The organism is Thauera aromatica K172 (assembly GCF_003030465.1).
Lineage (GTDB): Bacteria > Pseudomonadota > Gammaproteobacteria > Burkholderiales > Rhodocyclaceae > Thauera > Thauera aromatica.
This window is the reverse complement of record NZ_CP028339.1, coordinates 2,944,323-2,959,964: the sequence shown is the minus strand read 5'-3', so window position 1 is coordinate 2,959,964 and position 15,642 is coordinate 2,944,323. Positions and strand designations below refer to the sequence as shown.

15 protein-coding genes are annotated in these 15,642 nt (G+C 67.4%); 13 read left to right on the top strand and 2 right to left on the bottom strand.

Annotation, left to right across the window (positions count from 1 at the left end; all coding sequences use genetic code 11):
- The first annotated feature begins 36 nt into the window (after positions 1 to 36).
- Both icmF and Tharo_RS14030 read left to right on the top strand, forming a co-directional pair.
- A complete protein-coding gene (gene icmF / locus Tharo_RS14035) occupies positions 37 to 3,363 on the top strand; it encodes a fused isobutyryl-CoA mutase/GTPase IcmF (RefSeq protein WP_107221729.1) in 3,327 nt (1,108 codons plus the stop codon).
- An 80-nt stretch (positions 3,364 to 3,443) separates the two neighbouring features.
- Positions 3,444 to 3,848, top strand: coding sequence for a DUF2721 domain-containing protein (locus Tharo_RS14030; RefSeq protein WP_107221728.1), 405 nt, complete (start codon positions 3,444 to 3,446; stop codon positions 3,846 to 3,848).
- Between the two features lie 57 nt (positions 3,849 to 3,905).
- Here Tharo_RS14030 and Tharo_RS14025 read toward each other — a convergent pair whose 3' ends face one another.
- Both Tharo_RS14025 and Tharo_RS14020 read right to left on the bottom strand, forming a co-directional pair.
- The gene (locus Tharo_RS14025; RefSeq protein WP_107221727.1) at positions 3,906 to 5,012 is read right to left on the bottom strand and encodes a peptidoglycan -binding protein; all 1,107 of its coding nucleotides are present in this window, start codon (positions 5,010 to 5,012) and stop codon (positions 3,906 to 3,908) included.
- A 4-nt stretch (positions 5,013 to 5,016) separates the two neighbouring features.
- Entirely contained in the window at positions 5,017 to 6,111 is a 1,095-nt protein-coding gene (locus tag Tharo_RS14020) for a flagellar motor protein MotA (protein ID WP_107221726.1), read from the bottom strand.
- Positions 6,112 to 6,352: 241 nt separating this feature from the next.
- Between Tharo_RS14020 and Tharo_RS14015 the strand changes: the two genes are divergently transcribed.
- The 11 genes from Tharo_RS14015 to Tharo_RS13965 all read left to right on the top strand — a co-directional run bounded on the left by Tharo_RS14015 (position 6,353) and on the right by Tharo_RS13965 (position 15,640).
- Positions 6,353 to 8,122, top strand: coding sequence for a sensor histidine kinase (locus Tharo_RS14015; protein WP_107221725.1), 1,770 nt, complete (start codon positions 6,353 to 6,355; stop codon positions 8,120 to 8,122).
- Positions 8,119 to 8,802, top strand: coding sequence for a response regulator transcription factor (locus Tharo_RS14010; RefSeq protein WP_107221724.1), 684 nt, complete (start codon positions 8,119 to 8,121; stop codon positions 8,800 to 8,802). Before Tharo_RS14015 ends, Tharo_RS14010 begins: the two co-directional genes overlap by 4 nt.
- Positions 8,803 to 9,049: 247 nt before the next feature.
- Positions 9,050 to 9,331 carry a hypothetical protein gene (locus Tharo_RS14005; protein ID WP_107221723.1) on the top strand — a complete coding sequence of 94 codons (282 nt, stop codon included), beginning with the start codon at positions 9,050 to 9,052 and terminating at the stop codon, positions 9,329 to 9,331.
- Positions 9,318 to 9,638 (top strand): hypothetical protein, encoded by a 321-nt coding sequence (locus tag Tharo_RS14000; RefSeq protein WP_107221722.1) that lies wholly within the window; start codon positions 9,318 to 9,320, stop codon positions 9,636 to 9,638. The genes Tharo_RS14005 and Tharo_RS14000 overlap by 14 nt, the downstream gene beginning before the upstream one ends.
- 267 nt (positions 9,639 to 9,905) lie before the next feature.
- Positions 9,906 to 10,340: a response regulator gene (locus Tharo_RS13995; RefSeq protein WP_107221721.1), complete on the top strand. Its 435-nt coding sequence runs from the start codon at positions 9,906 to 9,908 to the stop codon at positions 10,338 to 10,340.
- Positions 10,341 to 10,460: 120 nt separating this feature from the next.
- The gene (locus tag Tharo_RS13990; protein ID WP_107221720.1) at positions 10,461 to 10,652 is read left to right on the top strand and encodes a Flp family type IVb pilin; all 192 of its coding nucleotides are present in this window, start codon (positions 10,461 to 10,463) and stop codon (positions 10,650 to 10,652) included.
- 108 nt (positions 10,653 to 10,760) lie between these two features.
- A complete protein-coding gene (locus tag Tharo_RS13985; protein WP_211309616.1) occupies positions 10,761 to 10,922 on the top strand; it encodes a Flp family type IVb pilin in 162 nt (53 codons plus the stop codon).
- Between the two features lie 88 nt (positions 10,923 to 11,010).
- Positions 11,011 to 11,580, top strand: a complete 570-nt coding sequence (locus Tharo_RS13980) for an A24 family peptidase (protein ID WP_107221718.1) — start codon at positions 11,011 to 11,013, stop codon at positions 11,578 to 11,580.
- A 37-nt stretch (positions 11,581 to 11,617) separates the two neighbouring features.
- A complete protein-coding gene (locus Tharo_RS13975) occupies positions 11,618 to 12,931 on the top strand; it encodes an ATPase (protein ID WP_107221717.1) in 1,314 nt (437 codons plus the stop codon).
- Positions 12,932 to 13,057: 126 nt separating this feature from the next.
- The gene (gene cpaB / locus Tharo_RS13970; protein ID WP_107221716.1) at positions 13,058 to 13,897 is read left to right on the top strand and encodes a Flp pilus assembly protein CpaB; all 840 of its coding nucleotides are present in this window, start codon (positions 13,058 to 13,060) and stop codon (positions 13,895 to 13,897) included.
- 21 nt (positions 13,898 to 13,918) lie between these two features.
- Entirely contained in the window at positions 13,919 to 15,640 is a 1,722-nt protein-coding gene (locus Tharo_RS13965) for a type II and III secretion system protein family protein (protein WP_245880908.1), read from the top strand.
- The last annotated feature ends 2 nt before the right edge of the window (positions 15,641 to 15,642 follow it).

Here is a 15,642-nt window from a genome sequence, read left to right as displayed (position 1 = left end):
ACGGGGAGGCACGGCTTTCTGCCCGGAGGCACCCCGATGACCGATCCGAGCGCCACAAGCAGGCCTGCGGCGTACACGCCCAGGAACAAGGTCCGCTTCATCACCGCGACCGCGCTGTTCGACGGCCATGATGCCGCGATCAACATCGTGCGCCGGCTGCTGCAGGCGAGCGGGGTGGAGGTCATCCACCTCGGCCACAACCGCTCGGTCGAGGAGGTCGTGAGCGCGGCGCTGCAGGAGGACGTGCACGGCATCGCGGTGAGCAGCTACCAGGGCGGGCACGTCGAGTTCTTCAAGTACCTGATCGATCTGCTCAGGACCCGCGGCGGTGGCCATATCCAGGTGTTCGGCGGCGGCGGCGGGGTGATCGTGCCGGACGAAATCCGCGAACTGCACGCCTACGGCGTGGCGCGGGTGTTTTCGCCGGAGGACGGCGTGCGGATGGGGCTGCAGGGCATGATCGACCGCGTGGTCGAGCGTGCCGACTTCGACCTTGCCGCCGATGCGCCGCAGACTGCCGAAGCGATGTTGGAGGCCTTGGGCGCGGGTGAGCGCGCGGCGCGCCTGCGCTACCTCGCGCGCATCATCACCGTGCTCGAAAACGGCGTTTGCGGTGCCGAGGCGAAGCAGGCGCTGCGCGCTGCCGCCGCGGCCGTCCGTACTCCCGTGCTCGGCGTCACCGGCACCGGCGGCGCGGGAAAATCCTCCCTCACCGACGAGTTGGTGCGCCGCTTCCGCCTCGACTTCGACGACCGGCTGAAGATTGCCATCGTCTCCATCGACCCGTCGCGCAAGCGCACCGGCGGGGCGCTGCTGGGCGACCGCATCCGCATGAACGCGATCGCCCACGAGCGCATCTTCATGCGCTCGCTCGCCACCCGCGCCACCGCCTCGGAACTCTCGGCCGCGCTGCCCGAGGTGATCGCGGCGTGCAAGCTCGCCGGTTTCGAGCTGGTCATCGTCGAGACCTCCGGCATCGGCCAGGGCAATGCCGCGATCGTCCCCTTCGTCGATCTGTCTCTCTACGTGATGACGCCCGAGTTCGGCGCGGCGAGCCAGCTGGAGAAGATCGACATGCTCGATTTCGCCGATTTCGTCGCGATCAACAAGTTCGACCGCCAGGGTGGGGCGGATGCGCTGCGCGACGTGTGCAAGCAGGTCCAGCGCAACCGCGCGCTGTTCGACCTGCCGGCTGCGGCGATGCCGGTGTTCGGCACCGTGGCGGCGCGCTTCAATGATGACGGCGTCACCGCGCTGTACCAGGCCTTGCTGCCGGCACTGGCGGACAAAGGCTTCGATGCGGTTGCGGACGCTGCGGCGGCACGCCTGCCGGCGGTCGCGGTGAAAGCCTCTTCCGCCGGGCGCACGGCGGTGCCGCCCGAGCGCGCGCGCCACCTCGCCGAGATCGCCGACACCGTGCGTGCGTATCGCGCCGCAGCCGGACAGCAGGTCCGCGTCGCCCGCGAGCGCCAGGCGCTGAAGCTCGCCCGGGCGCTGTTCGAGCGGGGCGAGCCCTCGGTGCCGCTGGCGGCGTTCGATGCGCTGATCGCCGCCAAGGACGCCGAACTCGCCCCCGCGGCGAAGGCGCTGCTCGAACAGTGGCCGGCCACCCGCGCCCGCCTTGGTGGGGCGGAGAGTTCCGCCGCCTCCGCTCCCGCTTCGGCGTGCTCCGCTGCGGCGGGGGGGGGCGACCCTCCCCGCCTGTTCCACGAAACCTTGTCGGGCACCGCGATTCCCCGGGTTGCGCTGCCGAATTTCGACGACGAAGGCGAACTGCTGCGCTTCCTGCTGCAGGAAAACCTGCCCGGCGCCTTCCCGTTTACCGCCGGCGTGTTTCCCCTCAAGCGCGAAGGCGAAGACCCGACCCGCATGTTCGCCGGCGAAGGCGACGCCTTTCGCACCAACCGCCGCTTCCGGCAGCTGTGCGCGGGGATGGCGGCGCATCGGCTATCCACCGCGTTCGACTCGGTGACCCTGTACGGCTGCGATCCCGCGCTGCGCCCCGACATCTACGGCAAGATCGGCAACGCCGGCGTCAGCATCGCCACCCTCGACGACATGAAGGCGCTGTACGACGGCTTCGACCTGTGCGCGCCGACGACTTCGGTGTCGATGACGATCAACGGCCCCGCGCCGGCGATCCTCGCGTTCTTCTTCAACACCGCGATCGACCAGCAAGTGGCCCGCTTCGAGGCCGACCGGCACCGCCCGCCGAGCGCGGACGAGTACCGCGAGATCGAGGCGCGGACCCTGTCGAGCGTGCGCGGCACGGTCCAGGCCGACATCCTGAAGGAAGACCAGGGCCAGAACACCTGCATCTTCTCGACCGAGTTCGCGCTGAAGATGATGGGCGACATCCAGGAGTATTTCATTCGCCATCGGGTCAGGAACTTCTACTCGGTGTCGATTTCCGGCTACCACATCGCCGAAGCGGGGGCGAACCCGATTACCCAGCTCGCGTTCACGCTGGCCAACGGCTTCACCTACGTCGAGTCGTATCTGGCGCGCGGCATGCACATCGACGACTTCGCCCCCAACCTGTCGTTCTTCTTTTCCAACGGCATGGACCCGGAATACGCCGTGATCGGTCGCGTCGCCCGCCGCATCTGGGCGGTGGCGATGCGGGACAGATACGGCGCGAACGAGCGCAGCCAGAAGCTGAAGTACCACGTGCAGACTTCCGGGCGCTCGCTCCATGCGCAGGAAATGGACTTCAACGACATCCGCACCACGCTCCAGGCGCTGATCGCGATCTACGACAACTGCAACTCGCTGCACACCAACGCCTTCGACGAGGCGGTCACCACCCCGACCGAAGCCTCGGTGCGGCGCGCGCTCGCGATCCAGCTCATCATCCACCGCGAATGGGGGCTGGCGCAGAACGAGAACCCCAACCAGGGCAGCTTTATCATCGACCGGCTCACCGATCTGGTGGAAGAGGCGGTGCTGCGCGAGTTCGACGCCCTGGCTGCCCGCGGTGGTGTGCTCGGGGCGATGGAGAGCGGCTACCAGCGCGGCAGGATCCAGGAAGAGTCGCTGCGCTACGAGTGCGGCAAGCATGACGGTTCGCTGCCGATCGTCGGCGTAAACACCTTCCTCGATCCGCAGGGGGCGGCGCTCGCTCCGGCGCCCGCGCTGGCGCGCTCGACCGAGGCCGAAAAGCAGTCCCAGCTCGCCCGCCTCGCCGACTTCCACGCCCGCCACCAGGCGGCCGCGCCGCTGTGGCTCGCCCGCCTGCAACAGGCCGTGCTCGAAGAGCGCAATGTGTTCGAGGTGCTGATGGGGGCCGTGCGCCACTGCTCGCTCGGCCAGATCACCGCGGCGCTGTACGAGGTCGGCGGCCAGTACCGGCGCAACATGTAGCCGGGCGGCCAAGGGTAGGGGGCCGCCCGGGGCGGTTAGAATGCCGTTCCGACGACTCTGCGGCAAAGACGGGCGCGACCATGAACCTCACCACTCCGGCACTGCTCTTTCCGGCGATCTCGCTGCTGCTGCTCGCCTACACCAACCGCTTTCTCACCCTCGCCCAGGTCATCCGCCAGCTCAACGCCTCCACCGATCGCGCCGCGGCCCTGGTGCAGCGCCAGCTCCCCGGGCTCAAGCGGCGCATCGCCCTGACCCAGTACATGCAGGGCTTCGGCGTGTTCAGCTTCCTGCTGTGCGCGCTGTCGATGTTCGCCCTGTTCCTCGATGCCGAACTGCCCGGGAAATGGCTGTTCGGCGCCAGCATCCTGAGCCTGACGCTGTCGCTGGTGCTGTCGCTGATCGAAGTGCTGATCTCCACCGAAGCGCTGTCGCTGGTGGTGAAGGATCTGGAACGGGCGGCACGCTCGGGCGGCGGCGCCTGAGGGGGCGCCGGGGGCGGGCAGGTGGTTGCCGTGGTCCTTCGGGCCTGCTTCTGAAGCTCAGCGGCTGGTCAGCTTCAGCTCGATGCGGCGGTTGCGGGCGAGCGCTTCTTCACTGGTGCGCGCATCCAGCGGGTGGAACTCGCCGTAGCCGGTGGCGGCCAGGCGCTGCGGCGCGATCCCCTGGGTGCGCAGGAACTTGACGATTGCCAGCGCGCGCGCGGTGGACAATTCCCAGTTCGACGGAAAGCGCGCGGTGGCGATCGGACGGCGGTCGGTGTGGCCATCGACCTGCAGCACCCACGGCAGATCCGCGGGAATCTCGGCGGCGAGTGTCTTCAATGTTTCCGCCAGGCGGGTGAGCTGGACCAGGCCTTCGGCGCTGACCTCGTCGGAGGCGGTGGGAAACAGCACCTCGCTGGAAAACACGAAGCGGTCGCCGACGATCTGGATGTCCTTGCGCTTGCCCAGCACCGCCTGCAGGCGGCCGAAGAACTCCGAGCGGTAGCGCGCCAGCTCCTGCACCCGGGCGGCGAGCGCCAGGTTCAGCTCGCGCCCCAGTTCCTCGATGCGCAGGTCCTTGTCGCGGGCTGCGGCCTCGGCTGCGGCCAGGGCGTTGTTCAACTGCTCGAGCTGGGTGCGCACCGCGGCGAGCTGGCGGTTGAGGAGCTCGACCTGGGCGATCGCCTGCGCCGACAGTTCGGTCTGTTCCTTCAGCCCGCGCTCGGAAGTGTCGAGCGCGCTCGCCAGGCGCGCGGCCTCGGCTTCGAGCTCGGCCTTCAGCCGCTGCAGCGCGGCGATGTCGGCGCCGAGGCGGGCGGCCTCGGTGCGCTGTGCGTCGAGGGCCGCCCGCGTGCCCTGCAGGTCGAGCGCCAGGGCGTCGCGCTCGCGGGTGGCGCTGGCGAGCGAGGCGCTGAGTTCGCCGATGCGGGCGTCGGCGCGCTCGCGTGCGGATTGTTCCAGGCTCAGGGTCTGCGCCAGCGCCGCCAGTTCGGCGTTGAGGCGGGTGAGGGCGCGGTCGCGCCCGCTGACCGCGTCGGCGAGGACGAACTGGCCGATGACGAAGATCAGGATCACGAACACCATCACCATCAGCAACGAGGCGAGGGCGTCGACGAAGCCGGGCCAGAAATCCAGCGGCCGGCGGCGGCGCGACAGCGAGGCCATCGCTTCAGTCCGCCTTGTGGCCGCCGAGGGCGGCGGCGATGGTGCGCGACATCAGGCGCAGCTCGTTGCGCAGCTCTTCCGAGAACTGCGCGGTGGACTGGGCGCCCTGGGCGGGCGCGTGGGCGAGCTGGCGGATCAGGCCGTGGAGGTCGTCCTGCGCGCTGGACAGCGCCGACAGGTCGCGCGACTCGCGTGCGATGAGGTCGGCGAGGCGGGTGAGCTGGCCATTCAGCTCGCCGAGCTGGTCAGCGGTGGCGCGGCGCTCGCGCTCGGACTCCGCGGCCGTGCGCTGCATGCGGTCGAGGCTCTCGGCGGTCTGCTCGAGCAGCGCCTGGACGTAGGCCGGCACGCTGCCTTCGCCCTCGATGCCCATCCCCGAAGGCAGGCGGGTGATGTGCGACAGCCACTCTTCCAGCTCGTTGTAGAAGCGGTTCTGGGCGTGGCCGGACTGGAGGTCGAGAAAGCCCACGATCAGTGAACCGGCGAGGCCGAACAGCGAGGTGGAAAAGCTCGTCGCCATGCCGCCCAGCGGTTCGTTGAGCTTGGTCTTGAGGGCCTCGAACATCGCCACCGGGTCGCTGCCCACGCTCATCCCGCCGATGATGTCGCCGATCGAGCGGATCGTCGCCAGCAGGCCCCAGAAGGTGCCGAGCAGGCCGAGGAAGATCAGCAGCCCGATCAGGTAGCGCGACAGGTCGCGCTGTTCTTCGAGGCGGATCTGCACGCTGTCGAGGATCGAGCGCATCGACGCCGGCGACAGGTGGAACTTGCCGCGCTCGCGGCTCGACAGCAGGCGCGCCATCGGCGCCAGCAGCACCGGCCGGGACAGGCCGGCCTGCCCGTCCTCGCTGTACTGGAAGTCTTCGATCCACAGCACTTCGCGCTGCAGCCGCCAGACCTGGCGCAGGTTCACCGCGATCCCGACCGCGAGCACGAACAGGATCAGGCCGTTGAAGGCGATGTTGGCGGCGAAGGCGTGCTTGAGCTGGGGCACCAGCACGGCGGCCACCAGGGCGACCAGGGCGAGGAAAAGGCCCATCCAGGTGGTGACGTGGACGGGCTTGGTAAACGTCTTCAACGACTGCTGTTCCAGGGTCATGTGTTCACCGTCGATCGTTCGCGGAGGCGGGCCGCCAGCGCCGCGGTCCGGGGGCCATGTTACCCGCGGCAGGGAAGAATGTGGCCGCGGCGGGTGTTGTATTCATGACGCGAGAAGCGGCCCGGCGCGGTCGGCGGCTTCTCTCCGCCGGGGGCATGCCCCTACAATGGACAAGGTCTGGGAGCGGTTGCAGCCTGGACGGCGCGAACAGGTCCGTCAGCCACAGGAGGCGCGCGAAGCGATGGAACAGCGTGTTGCGACCCCCGGCGTAACCCCCGGCGCGCGCGCCGACACGGCGCCCGTCGCCGAGCCGGCCGTCGATGCCGGCGTCGCCAGCTACACCAGCCCGGAGATCCGCCGCGTGCTCGCCAACATGCGCGTGCTGGTCGCTATCTTCGCCATCGCCGAAGTCTTGTCCCTCTCTTCGCCCTTATCCGTTGCCAGCCGCGGTGGGGCGATGGCCTACGCCGCGTTCGGTTACGCCGCCTACGCCGGCGGGCTGTGCTGGATCGAGTTCCGCGGCCACCGCCTGTTGTGGCCCCGGCTCATCGCCTGGGTCGATGTCGCCTGGATCCTGACGTTCGCCTGGCTGGCGGCAATGCACAGCAGCCTGCTGATGCTGCTCTTCTTCCCGGTGCTGTTCGCTGCGGTGAGCTTCGGCTTCCTGTCCGGGCTGCTGGTGTCGCTGATCGCCGCTGCGCTCACCGCAGCCCAGATCATGGTCCGGGTGCAGGACGGCGCCGCCATCCTCCCCGAAGCGATGCTGCCGCCCTTGCTGATCCTCGTGTTCGGCCCGGTGCTCGCCGCGCTCGCCTGCGTCGGCATGCGCATCAACGAGCAGATGACGATCGCCGAACGCCTGCTCGCGCTGCTCGACCCGCGCCTGGGCGTGGCGCGAATGGCCGACACCCTGCTGCGCACCCTTGCGCCGCGTTTCGCCGCCGACCGCGGCTGGCTGCTGATCTGGCTGCCGGGCAGCGAAGCGCGCCTGTTCCGGGTCGGCGCCGACGGCGCCTGCGCCGAGCTGCACGGCGAACTGCGCGCCACCCTGATCGATGCGCTCGGCCGTTTGCCGGCCACGGTCGCTGCCGTCCACCAGCGCACGGCGGGGCCGCGACGGTGGTGTTTCGCCGGCCCCCTCGGGCTGGAACTCGCGCGCCGTCGGGCGAGCGGCGCCGCGCGCGTCCCGATGCAGCAGCTGGCCGAACTGCTCGAAGCCCGCTCGCTGCTCGCGCTGCCGATCTGCCGGCGCTCGCCGCATCCGAACTGGCTGGTGCTCGACTCGCGGCGCCGGCGCTACCGCAGCCGCGACCTCGAACTGCTGTCGGCGGTGATGGAGCCGCTCGCCCCCCTGGTCGAAAACGCCGGCCTGCTCGAATGCCTCGCCGACGAGGCGATGGCCACCGAACGCGCCCGCATCGGCCGCGACCTGCACGACACCGCGATCCAGCCTTACCTGGGCCTCAAGTACGGCATCGAAGCGCTCGCCCGCAAGGCCGCGCCCGACAACCCGCTGCGCGCCGACATCCTGTCGCTGCAGGAGGTCACCGTCGGCGAGCTGCACAACCTGCGCGAGCTGGTCAGCGGCATGCGCAGCGGCACGAGCGCCGCCGACAACGCCCTGGCGCCGGCGCTGCAGCGCCAGGCCCGGCGCTTCACCGAGTTGTTCGGCCTCGATGTCGTGGTAGGCTGCGACGCCGGACTGTCGATCGGCCGCCGCCTCGCCGCGGCGATCTTCCCCATCGTCGGCGAGGCGCTCACCAACATCCGCCGCCACACCGCCGCAACCGCTGCGCAGATCACCGTTCGTGACCACCCCCAAACCTGCGAACTGCAGATCCGCAACGCCCACGACCCCGCCGCCGCTCCGCCCGCCTTCATGCCGCGCTCGATCGCGGAGCGGGTGCACGCCCTGCACGGCAGCGTCCGCGTCGAACTGCAGCAGGCGGGGTTCACCGACCTCATCATCTCCATCCCGAAGGGGCCCGCGGCCCGAGCGAGTGCACCATGACGACCTGTACCACGAACACGATCGGCGTCTTCCTGGTCGATGACCATCGCGCCACGCTGTGGGGCCTGGAGCGCCTCATCGACAGCGCTGCAGACCGCATGCGCCTGCTCGGCAGCGCCACCAGCATCGACGAGCTGCTCGCCACGCCGGCCGCCTTCGACGCCGACGTGCTGGTGCTCGACCTCGACCTCGGCGGCGTCGATGCCAGCCTCGCGCTGCCCGAACTCGGCCGCCGCCTGCGCGCCCGCATCCTGGTCCTGACCGGCTACCGCGACCACGACGCCCAGTGCCGCGCCGTTGCCGCCGGTGCGCGCGGCGTGGTGCGCAAGGAAGAGTCGGTGGAACAGCTACTGCGCGCGATCGAGCAGGTCCACGCCGGCGACATCTGGGTTAACCGCGGCATGATCGACGACATCATGGGCCTGCTCAAGGGCCAGCGCGCCGAGCACGACGAGCGCGACGCCCGCATCGCCGGCCTGACCCAGAAGGAAAACGAAGTCATCGCCGCCGTGCTCCACCACCGCGGCGCCAAGAGCCTGGTCATCGCCGAAAGCCTCGGCATCAGCGAGCACACCCTGCGCAACCACCTCACCACCATCTACCACAAGCTCGGCGTCCACGGTCGGCTCGAACTCTACGTTTACGCCAAGGAACACCAGATCGGCGCCGCCAATCCCTGAGCGGCCGTACCGGCAGCCGTATCCGAGCAGACGATCCATGGCGCAATGAGGCGGACAAAGGATCGTCAGAAATGCCGAAGGACATCAAGACTGCGCTTGAACTGGCACGGCAGTTGTAAGAGGTGAAAATGGGAACCATCAAACTGCGGAAATGGGATACGGGCGAGCACCTCAAGACCGGCGAAGATCTTGAATTGGTGCCGCACTAAAATCATAATGTCGTGCAGAGCGATCCAGGAGCTTCATTATGGCAACCACTGCACACTCATCCACGGTCAAGGTCGTCGGCGCCAATGGCCAGATCTCTCTGGGCAAACAATACGCCGGCCGCCAGGTGCTGGTGGAAGAACGCGAACCCGGCGTCTGGATCGTGCGTACCGCGACAGTCATCCCTGACAACGAACGCTGGCTGCACGAATCCCGGGCTGCGGCGGACCTGCAGGCCGCCATGGCTTGGTCCGTCACCCATGCCGCAGCGGATACCGACGTCGAAGGCACTCTGAAGCGCCTCGAACATGGCGGGCAGTGAAGCCAAGGTCAGGCTCGACCTGAACAACCCTGTCTTTCAGGACAAGCTGCTGACGCTGCAAAAGCCCGAGCGGCACGCGGTGCTGGACACGCTCAACAAGATTCGTCAGCTGACCTGGAATCAGCTCTACCGCGACCAGGGGCTCAAGTGGGAAAAGATTACCAGCGTCAAGCCACCCAAGGGCATCGACGCGATCTACTCCCTGCGCATCACCCAGGCTCGCCGGGCCATTGCGCACCGTGACGGGGACTTCATTCGCCTGCTCACCATTGCGCCGGATCACGATGCTACCTACTGTAGAAAGTGAATTCCCTCTACGCGGCGGCACCCGCCTCGCTCCTATGTTCGCCCCATCTGCTGCCACCTCCCTCGCCTCGTGCAACCGTTCCTGGCCCGGGCGGGCGTAACGGACGCGCCGGTCGCTTCCTTGCGGGTTCGGGCGCCGTCCGGGCGCTCTGCCCGGGTAGGCGGTTTATCCCCTGCTCCCCGGTTGCGAACGCCCATGGGCAGTGCTGGTGACGAGCGCTAGGATCGAACCATCGCGGCCAGTGCCGCCTGCCTGGATGCTACCGCCGTGGGCCGTTCCGCTGGAGACCCCATCGAAGTCCTGCTCGTCGATGACCAGCCCGCCATCCTTGCCGGTGTCGGTGCGCTGATCGGCAGCGAGGCGCCTTTTCTCCACCTCGCCGGGTCCGCCGGCTGCGGTCGCGACGCGCTCGAACTGGCGCTCCATCTGCAGCCCGACATCATCGTCCTCGATGTCGAACTCGGCGGCGAGGACGGCCTCGCCCTCATTCCCCGGTTGCGTGCCTGCTGCCATGCCGTGATCGTGCTGTTCAGCACCCTGACCGGGGCGGAACGCCGCCTGCGTGCGCTGCCACCGGATATCGCTGCCTTCTTCGTCTCCAAGGGAGGAGAAGGCCAGGAGCTGATCGATGCCATCCGGTGCGCCGCAGCTCGAGCGGACGGCAAAGGCCGCGGGGCGGATTCCGGTGTTTTCCGGGCATGAGCCGTGACAATTGTCATTGCTGGATTGGGTTCAATTGACCAAGTCTTCGGGGTGCAATCACTCATCCTTCGCGGCGTGGCCGGGACTATAGTGAAACCGGATGAAAGAGGAGCGCTGGCAATGAAGACCGCAGGCACCCGGGCCAGGCTGCAAGCCTTCGTGGAAAACGAAGAAGGCGTGACTGCGATTGAATACGCGTTGCTGGCGGCCCTGATTTTCGGCGCGATCGTGATTTCAGTCGGCGCATTAGGCGATGCCGTTACCGCGCTTTATGACGATGTCGCGGCCAAGGTGGCGGCGGCAGTGTCCTGAAAAAAGTTTCAAGGCCGGGGCGGTCGCCGCGGCGAAGGTTTCCGGAACGGTACTCCCGCTCCGGTGGGTGGCCGGGAGTCCGGCGGTTCGTTGATGAAGGAGAGGATCATGCTTGAAATGATGAAGCGGTTCGTTCGCGACGAAGAAGGTGTGACGGCGATCGAGTATGGCTTGATTGCGGCGCTGATTGCGGTAGTGATCATCGGCAGCGTTGAGGCGGTCGGGGTTGCATTAAAGGCTGTTTTTGACGCAGTTGCCGCTGCGCTTTGATGAGTACTGGGAAGCTTTATGCCTTGTCTTTCGTAAAGGCATGAAGCTTCCCTTCACCGCTGTTTCTCGTTCCGGGAGTAGCCGCGACATGAGTTTCGGATTGCTGCTGCTGGTGCTGGTGCTCGGCGTCGCACTGTACACCGACCTTGTCGCCGGCAGGATCAGCAACGGGCTGGTTCTGTCCGGCGTCGCCGGAGCCTTGATTTTTCAGGCGCTGGCCGATGGCGGGAGCGGTGTGTTGTCCGCCACGGCAGGGAGCATCGGCCTGGGGGCGGCATTCTCCGGCATGGCGGTGGGCTTTGCGGCGCTCTTCCCGTTCTATTTGCTGCGCGCGATGGGGGCGGGAGACGTCAAGCTGATGATGGTGGTCGGCGCCTTCCTCGGCCCGCTGCAGACCTTGGGTGCGGTGGTGCTGACCTTCGCCGCCGGCGGCGTGCTCGCCTTGGCGATGGCCTTGTGGCAGCGCTCGCTGGGCCGGATGCTGACCAACCTGCGCTTCATGCTGACCACCAGCATGGTGCGCACCGCCGGGGGCGACAGCCCTCGCCTGGAGCCGCTGCAGCACACCGCCGGGCGCATGCCTTACGCATTGGCGATCGCCGCCGGCACCGTGCTGCAGCTGGTTCTGGTCCGATCCGGGGGCTGGGCCTTGAGCTGAAAAGCTGAACGCGATTTGCGACTTACGGAGAGCCGTCATGAGCAGTCAAGTCCGTGCCCAGGTAATCCCGCTCGAACAGGCGTCCGCTTTCCCACGCGCGCCGCGGACCGTGGAAGAAACCGGCTTGCCGCTGCTCTTCCTGGTCGAACTGGCCTCCAAGCTGCTGTTCGTGCGCGGCCAGCTCTATCTCACCGAAATGTCGCATCAGCTTCGGCTGCCGGCGATCGTGCTCGACAGCCTGCTGAGCTTCATGCGCGCCGAGCGTCTGTGTGAAGTCGTGCGCCGCGGTGAAACCGATGGCGACGTGCTGTACGAGCTGACCGATGCCGGGCGCGCGCGCGCCGTCGAGTACCTCGGCCGCTGCAAGTACGCCGGCGCGGCGCCGGTGTCCCTGGACGATTACGTCGCCCAGGTCGAGCGCCAGTCGGTGACGAAGATGAAAGTGACCCGCGAAGGGGTGGATAAGGCCTTCCGCGGCCTGGTCATCAAGCCCGAAGTACGCGACCAGCTGGGCGCGGCGATGGGCTCCGGGCGCGCCCTGTTCCTCTACGGCCCGGCCGGTGCGGGTAAGACCTACCTTGCCGAGCGCCTGGCCTTGCTGCTGGAAGGCGATGTCGCCGTGCCACACGCGATCTTCGTCGATGGCGAGATCATCCAGGTGTATGACCCGCTGATCCACCATGTGGTGGAAGATGCGCCGCGCAGCGCGGGCGCCGCGATCGACAACCTGATGCGGCCCGACCAGCGCTGGGTGCGCTGCCGCCGCCCGGTGGCGCTCACCGGCGGCGAGCTGACCCTGAAGATGCTCGACCTCGACTACGACGCCAGCACCGGGTTTTACCAGGCGCCGCCGCATGTCAAGGCCAACAACGGGCTGTTCGTGGTCGATGACCTCGGCCGCCAGCTGGTCCAGCCCGAACAACTGCTCAACCGCTGGATCGTGCCGATGGACCGCCACCACGACTACCTGGCCTTGCACAGCGGCATCAAGTTTTCGCTGCCGTTCGACGTGGTGCTGGTGTTTTCCACCAACCTGATGCCGTCCGATGTGGCCGACCCCGCCTTCCTGCGCCGGCTCGGCTACAAGATCCACATCGGGCCGATGGACGAGGACGAATACCGCAGCATCTTCATGCGGGTCTGCGAAGAACGTGAGGTGCCGTTCGACGAAGTCGCCTTCCGTTCCCTGCTCGAAGATTTTCATGCGGGCAGCGGTCAGCCCTTGCTGGCGTGCTACCCCCGCGACCTGATCGGGCCGATCGCCGATTTCGCCCGTTACCGGGGCGAGCCGGCGCGTCTCACCCATGACAGCCTGCAATGGGCATGGCATAACTATTTTGCCAGCCGCTAAAAACATAAAAGGCGTAGGATGAAATTGCAGTACCGGCAAGCGGGCGGCAGATGAAGGGTCCGGAATCCGGGCGATAAAAGGGAAGCTGGCCGCTTGCCGGCAACCCGCAAGAAGAGGGAGGCTTCCATGAAAGCGAAGGGTCTCGCATTCCTGCTCGTCGCCATGCTGGCCGGGCTTGCCGCGGTCTTTCTGGGTACGCGATGGCTGCAGTCCAAATCGGTCGGTGACGGCACCCGGATCGCGGTGGCCGCGGTCGAACTGCCGCTGGGCGGGCGGATCAACCGCGAAGCGCTGCGCCTGGTTTCCTGGCCGGCTTCCAGCGTGCCCAAGGGGGCGTTCAGCGACCTCGAATCGCTCGACGGCCGTGTCGCGATCAGCGGCATCCAGCCCGGCGAACCGGTGCTGGAATCCCGCCTCGCGCCGGTTGGCACGCGCGGCGGCCTGTCTGCGGTGGTGCCCGAAGGCAAGCGCGCGATCACCGTCCGCGTCAATGATGTGATCGGTGTTGCCGGCTTCACGCTCCCCGGCAACTATGTCGACATCATGGTCAATACACAGAAAACGGATGCGCGCGGCTCCGGCGACGACCAGATGATTTCCAAGATCGTTCTCGAGCGCATCCTGGTGCTTGCGGTGGCCCAGGAGGCCAGCCGCGACGAGACCAAGCCGCGGGTGGTCAATGCGGTGACCCTCGAAGTGACCCCGGAAGAAGCCGAGCGCCTGGACCTCGCGCGCAGCGTCGGCAACCTGTCGCTGGTGCTGCGCAACCAGATCGATTCCGAACCGGCCGAAACCAAGGGCATTACCCGCGCGGTGTTGCTGCGTTCCACGCCCGAGCCCCAGCCGGTCGCCGCCGCGCCTTCGGCGCCGCCGCCGCGGCGGGTGGTCAGGCGGGTGCCGGCGCCCCAGGACAAGATCTGTGTCGAGGTCATTCGCGGCGTATCGAAAACGATCGAGTGCTTCTAGCTTCTGACTTCCAGCTCCGGCATGCAGCGCACCGAACAGGGGAACAACATGAGCACGAACAATAAGATTCGCAGTCGCCGCCCGGTGCGGCACGGGCTGTCTGCAGCGGTTGCGCTTGCGCTGCTCCTGTCGGGCGCAGCCCTGCCGGATGGTACGCTGGCGGCAACGGCCAAGGATGTGGTCGGCCCGGCCGGAGGGACGCCCTGCGGGCGGGTCATGCTGGCGCCGATGGTGACCATTCCGGTGGGCAAGTCTTCGGTGATCCAGCCCGAAATCCCGGTGCGCCGCATCCTGCTGGGCAACCCGGAAAATTCCCAGGCGGCCCGCCCCAGCACCGGCGCCAGTCCGGACGGTGGCGGGCAGCAGAAGAGCGGACAGAATGAAGGCCGCCCCGGCGTCGCCCAGGTGGATGTTCTGCTGCTGAGTCCGAATGAAATCTACCTGCTCGGTAAAACGGTGGGCTCGACCAATATCGTGTTGGTGGACCGTGCGGGTGGGTGTACGGCGCTGGATATCACCGTCGGCATGGATGTGACTTCGGTCCAGGGCATGCTCGCCAAGCTGATGCCGGACGAAAAAGGGATCGAGGTCGGTTCTGCCTACGATTCGTTGGTACTGAGCGGTACGGTGAGTGATGCGGCGAAGGTCGGGCGGGCGGTTGAAATTGCCGCCGCCTATGTCGGAGGGTTGGAAAACGGCGCCAGCTCGCGGGTGCTGAATCTGCTGCAGGTCGGCGCGCCGCAGCAGGTGATGCTGGAAGTGAAAGTCGCCGAAATATCGAAGGCGGTGCTGGACCGCTTCGGCATCGACTTCACCCGCGCCTACGCTTCCAGTGACGGCAGGATGATTCGCTTCCTGTCCGGCCTGTTCGGCGGCGGCCCGGTGGTGGGGGGGCATATCTCGGGCACCACGGGGGCGAAAGTGGGTAGCGGCAGCGTCGATTCGATCACCAACGGCAGCCTGACTGGTGCGGTGACAACCCCGGTGGGGGATGCGAGCATCGGCGGCGACACGGTAACCGTGCCAATGATTCCGGCGAACAATACCACCCAGATCGGACTTGATGCCCTGAAGCGTGATGGCCTGGTCAAGATTCTGGCCGAGCCGACGGTGATGGCGATCAGCGGCCAAGAGGGCAGCTTCCTCGCGGGGGGAAGCATCTTCATTCCGGTGGCGGACGACGATGGCGGTGTCGAACTGGAAGAGCGGGAATTCGGCGTTTCGGTGCGATTCACTCCCACCGTGCTGGAGGGTGGAAGGATCAATCTCGAGGTCCATCCCGAAGTCTCGGAGCTGAACCGGGAAGGGGCAGGGCTGAGCGCGCCCAATATCAGCGGCGCAGCAATATTGCCGGCATTCACCAAGCGGCGTGCATCCACCACCGTGCAACTGGGCGATGGACAGAGCTTTGCCATCGGCGGTCTGATCAAGAACAACGTCACCACCAACATCAATGCCTTCCCCTTCCTGGGCGAGATCCCGGTGCTGGGGGCGCTGTTCCGCAGCACCGAATTCCAGACCGACCGTTCCGAGCTGGTGTTCGTCGTCACCCCGCGCCTGGTCAAACCGCTGCCGCCCGACTATGCCTTGCCCACGGACAATTACGTGCCGCCTAGTCGCAGCGATCTCATGCTGTACGGACGTACCGAAGGCAGCGGGCCCGCGCCTACTCCCGCCGGGGAAAAGGGGCTGCCATCCGCCTCGAGTCCGGATGCCGGCGGTGGTTTCGAACCGACCCCTTGAGG

Bases quoted from the DNA above. Each gene is read 5' to 3' on its own strand.
- cpaB (WP_107221716.1), top strand. From the start codon at position 13,058: ATGAAAGCGAAGGGTCTCGCATTCCTGCTCGTCGCCATGCTGGCCGGG.
- Tharo_RS14020 (WP_107221726.1), bottom strand. From the start codon at position 6,111: ATGACCCTGGAACAGCAGTCGTTGAAGACGTTTACCAAGCCCGTCCAC.
- Tharo_RS14015 (WP_107221725.1), top strand. From the start codon at position 6,353: ATGGAACAGCGTGTTGCGACCCCCGGCGTAACCCCCGGCGCGCGCGCC.
- Tharo_RS13990 (WP_107221720.1), top strand. From the start codon at position 10,461: ATGAAGACCGCAGGCACCCGGGCCAGGCTGCAAGCCTTCGTGGAAAAC.
- Tharo_RS14030 (WP_107221728.1), top strand. From the start codon at position 3,444: ATGAACCTCACCACTCCGGCACTGCTCTTTCCGGCGATCTCGCTGCTG.
- icmF (WP_107221729.1), top strand. From the start codon at position 37: ATGACCGATCCGAGCGCCACAAGCAGGCCTGCGGCGTACACGCCCAGG.
- Tharo_RS13985 (WP_211309616.1), top strand. From the start codon at position 10,761: ATGCTTGAAATGATGAAGCGGTTCGTTCGCGACGAAGAAGGTGTGACG.
- Tharo_RS14005 (WP_107221723.1), top strand. From the start codon at position 9,050: ATGGCAACCACTGCACACTCATCCACGGTCAAGGTCGTCGGCGCCAAT.
- Tharo_RS14000 (WP_107221722.1), top strand. From the start codon at position 9,318: ATGGCGGGCAGTGAAGCCAAGGTCAGGCTCGACCTGAACAACCCTGTC.
- Tharo_RS13980 (WP_107221718.1), top strand. From the start codon at position 11,011: ATGAGTTTCGGATTGCTGCTGCTGGTGCTGGTGCTCGGCGTCGCACTG.
- Tharo_RS13965 (WP_245880908.1), top strand. From the start codon at position 13,919: ATGCAGCGCACCGAACAGGGGAACAACATGAGCACGAACAATAAGATT.
- Tharo_RS14025 (WP_107221727.1), bottom strand. From the start codon at position 5,012: ATGGCCTCGCTGTCGCGCCGCCGCCGGCCGCTGGATTTCTGGCCCGGC.
- Tharo_RS14010 (WP_107221724.1), top strand. From the start codon at position 8,119: ATGACGACCTGTACCACGAACACGATCGGCGTCTTCCTGGTCGATGAC.
- Tharo_RS13975 (WP_107221717.1), top strand. From the start codon at position 11,618: ATGAGCAGTCAAGTCCGTGCCCAGGTAATCCCGCTCGAACAGGCGTCC.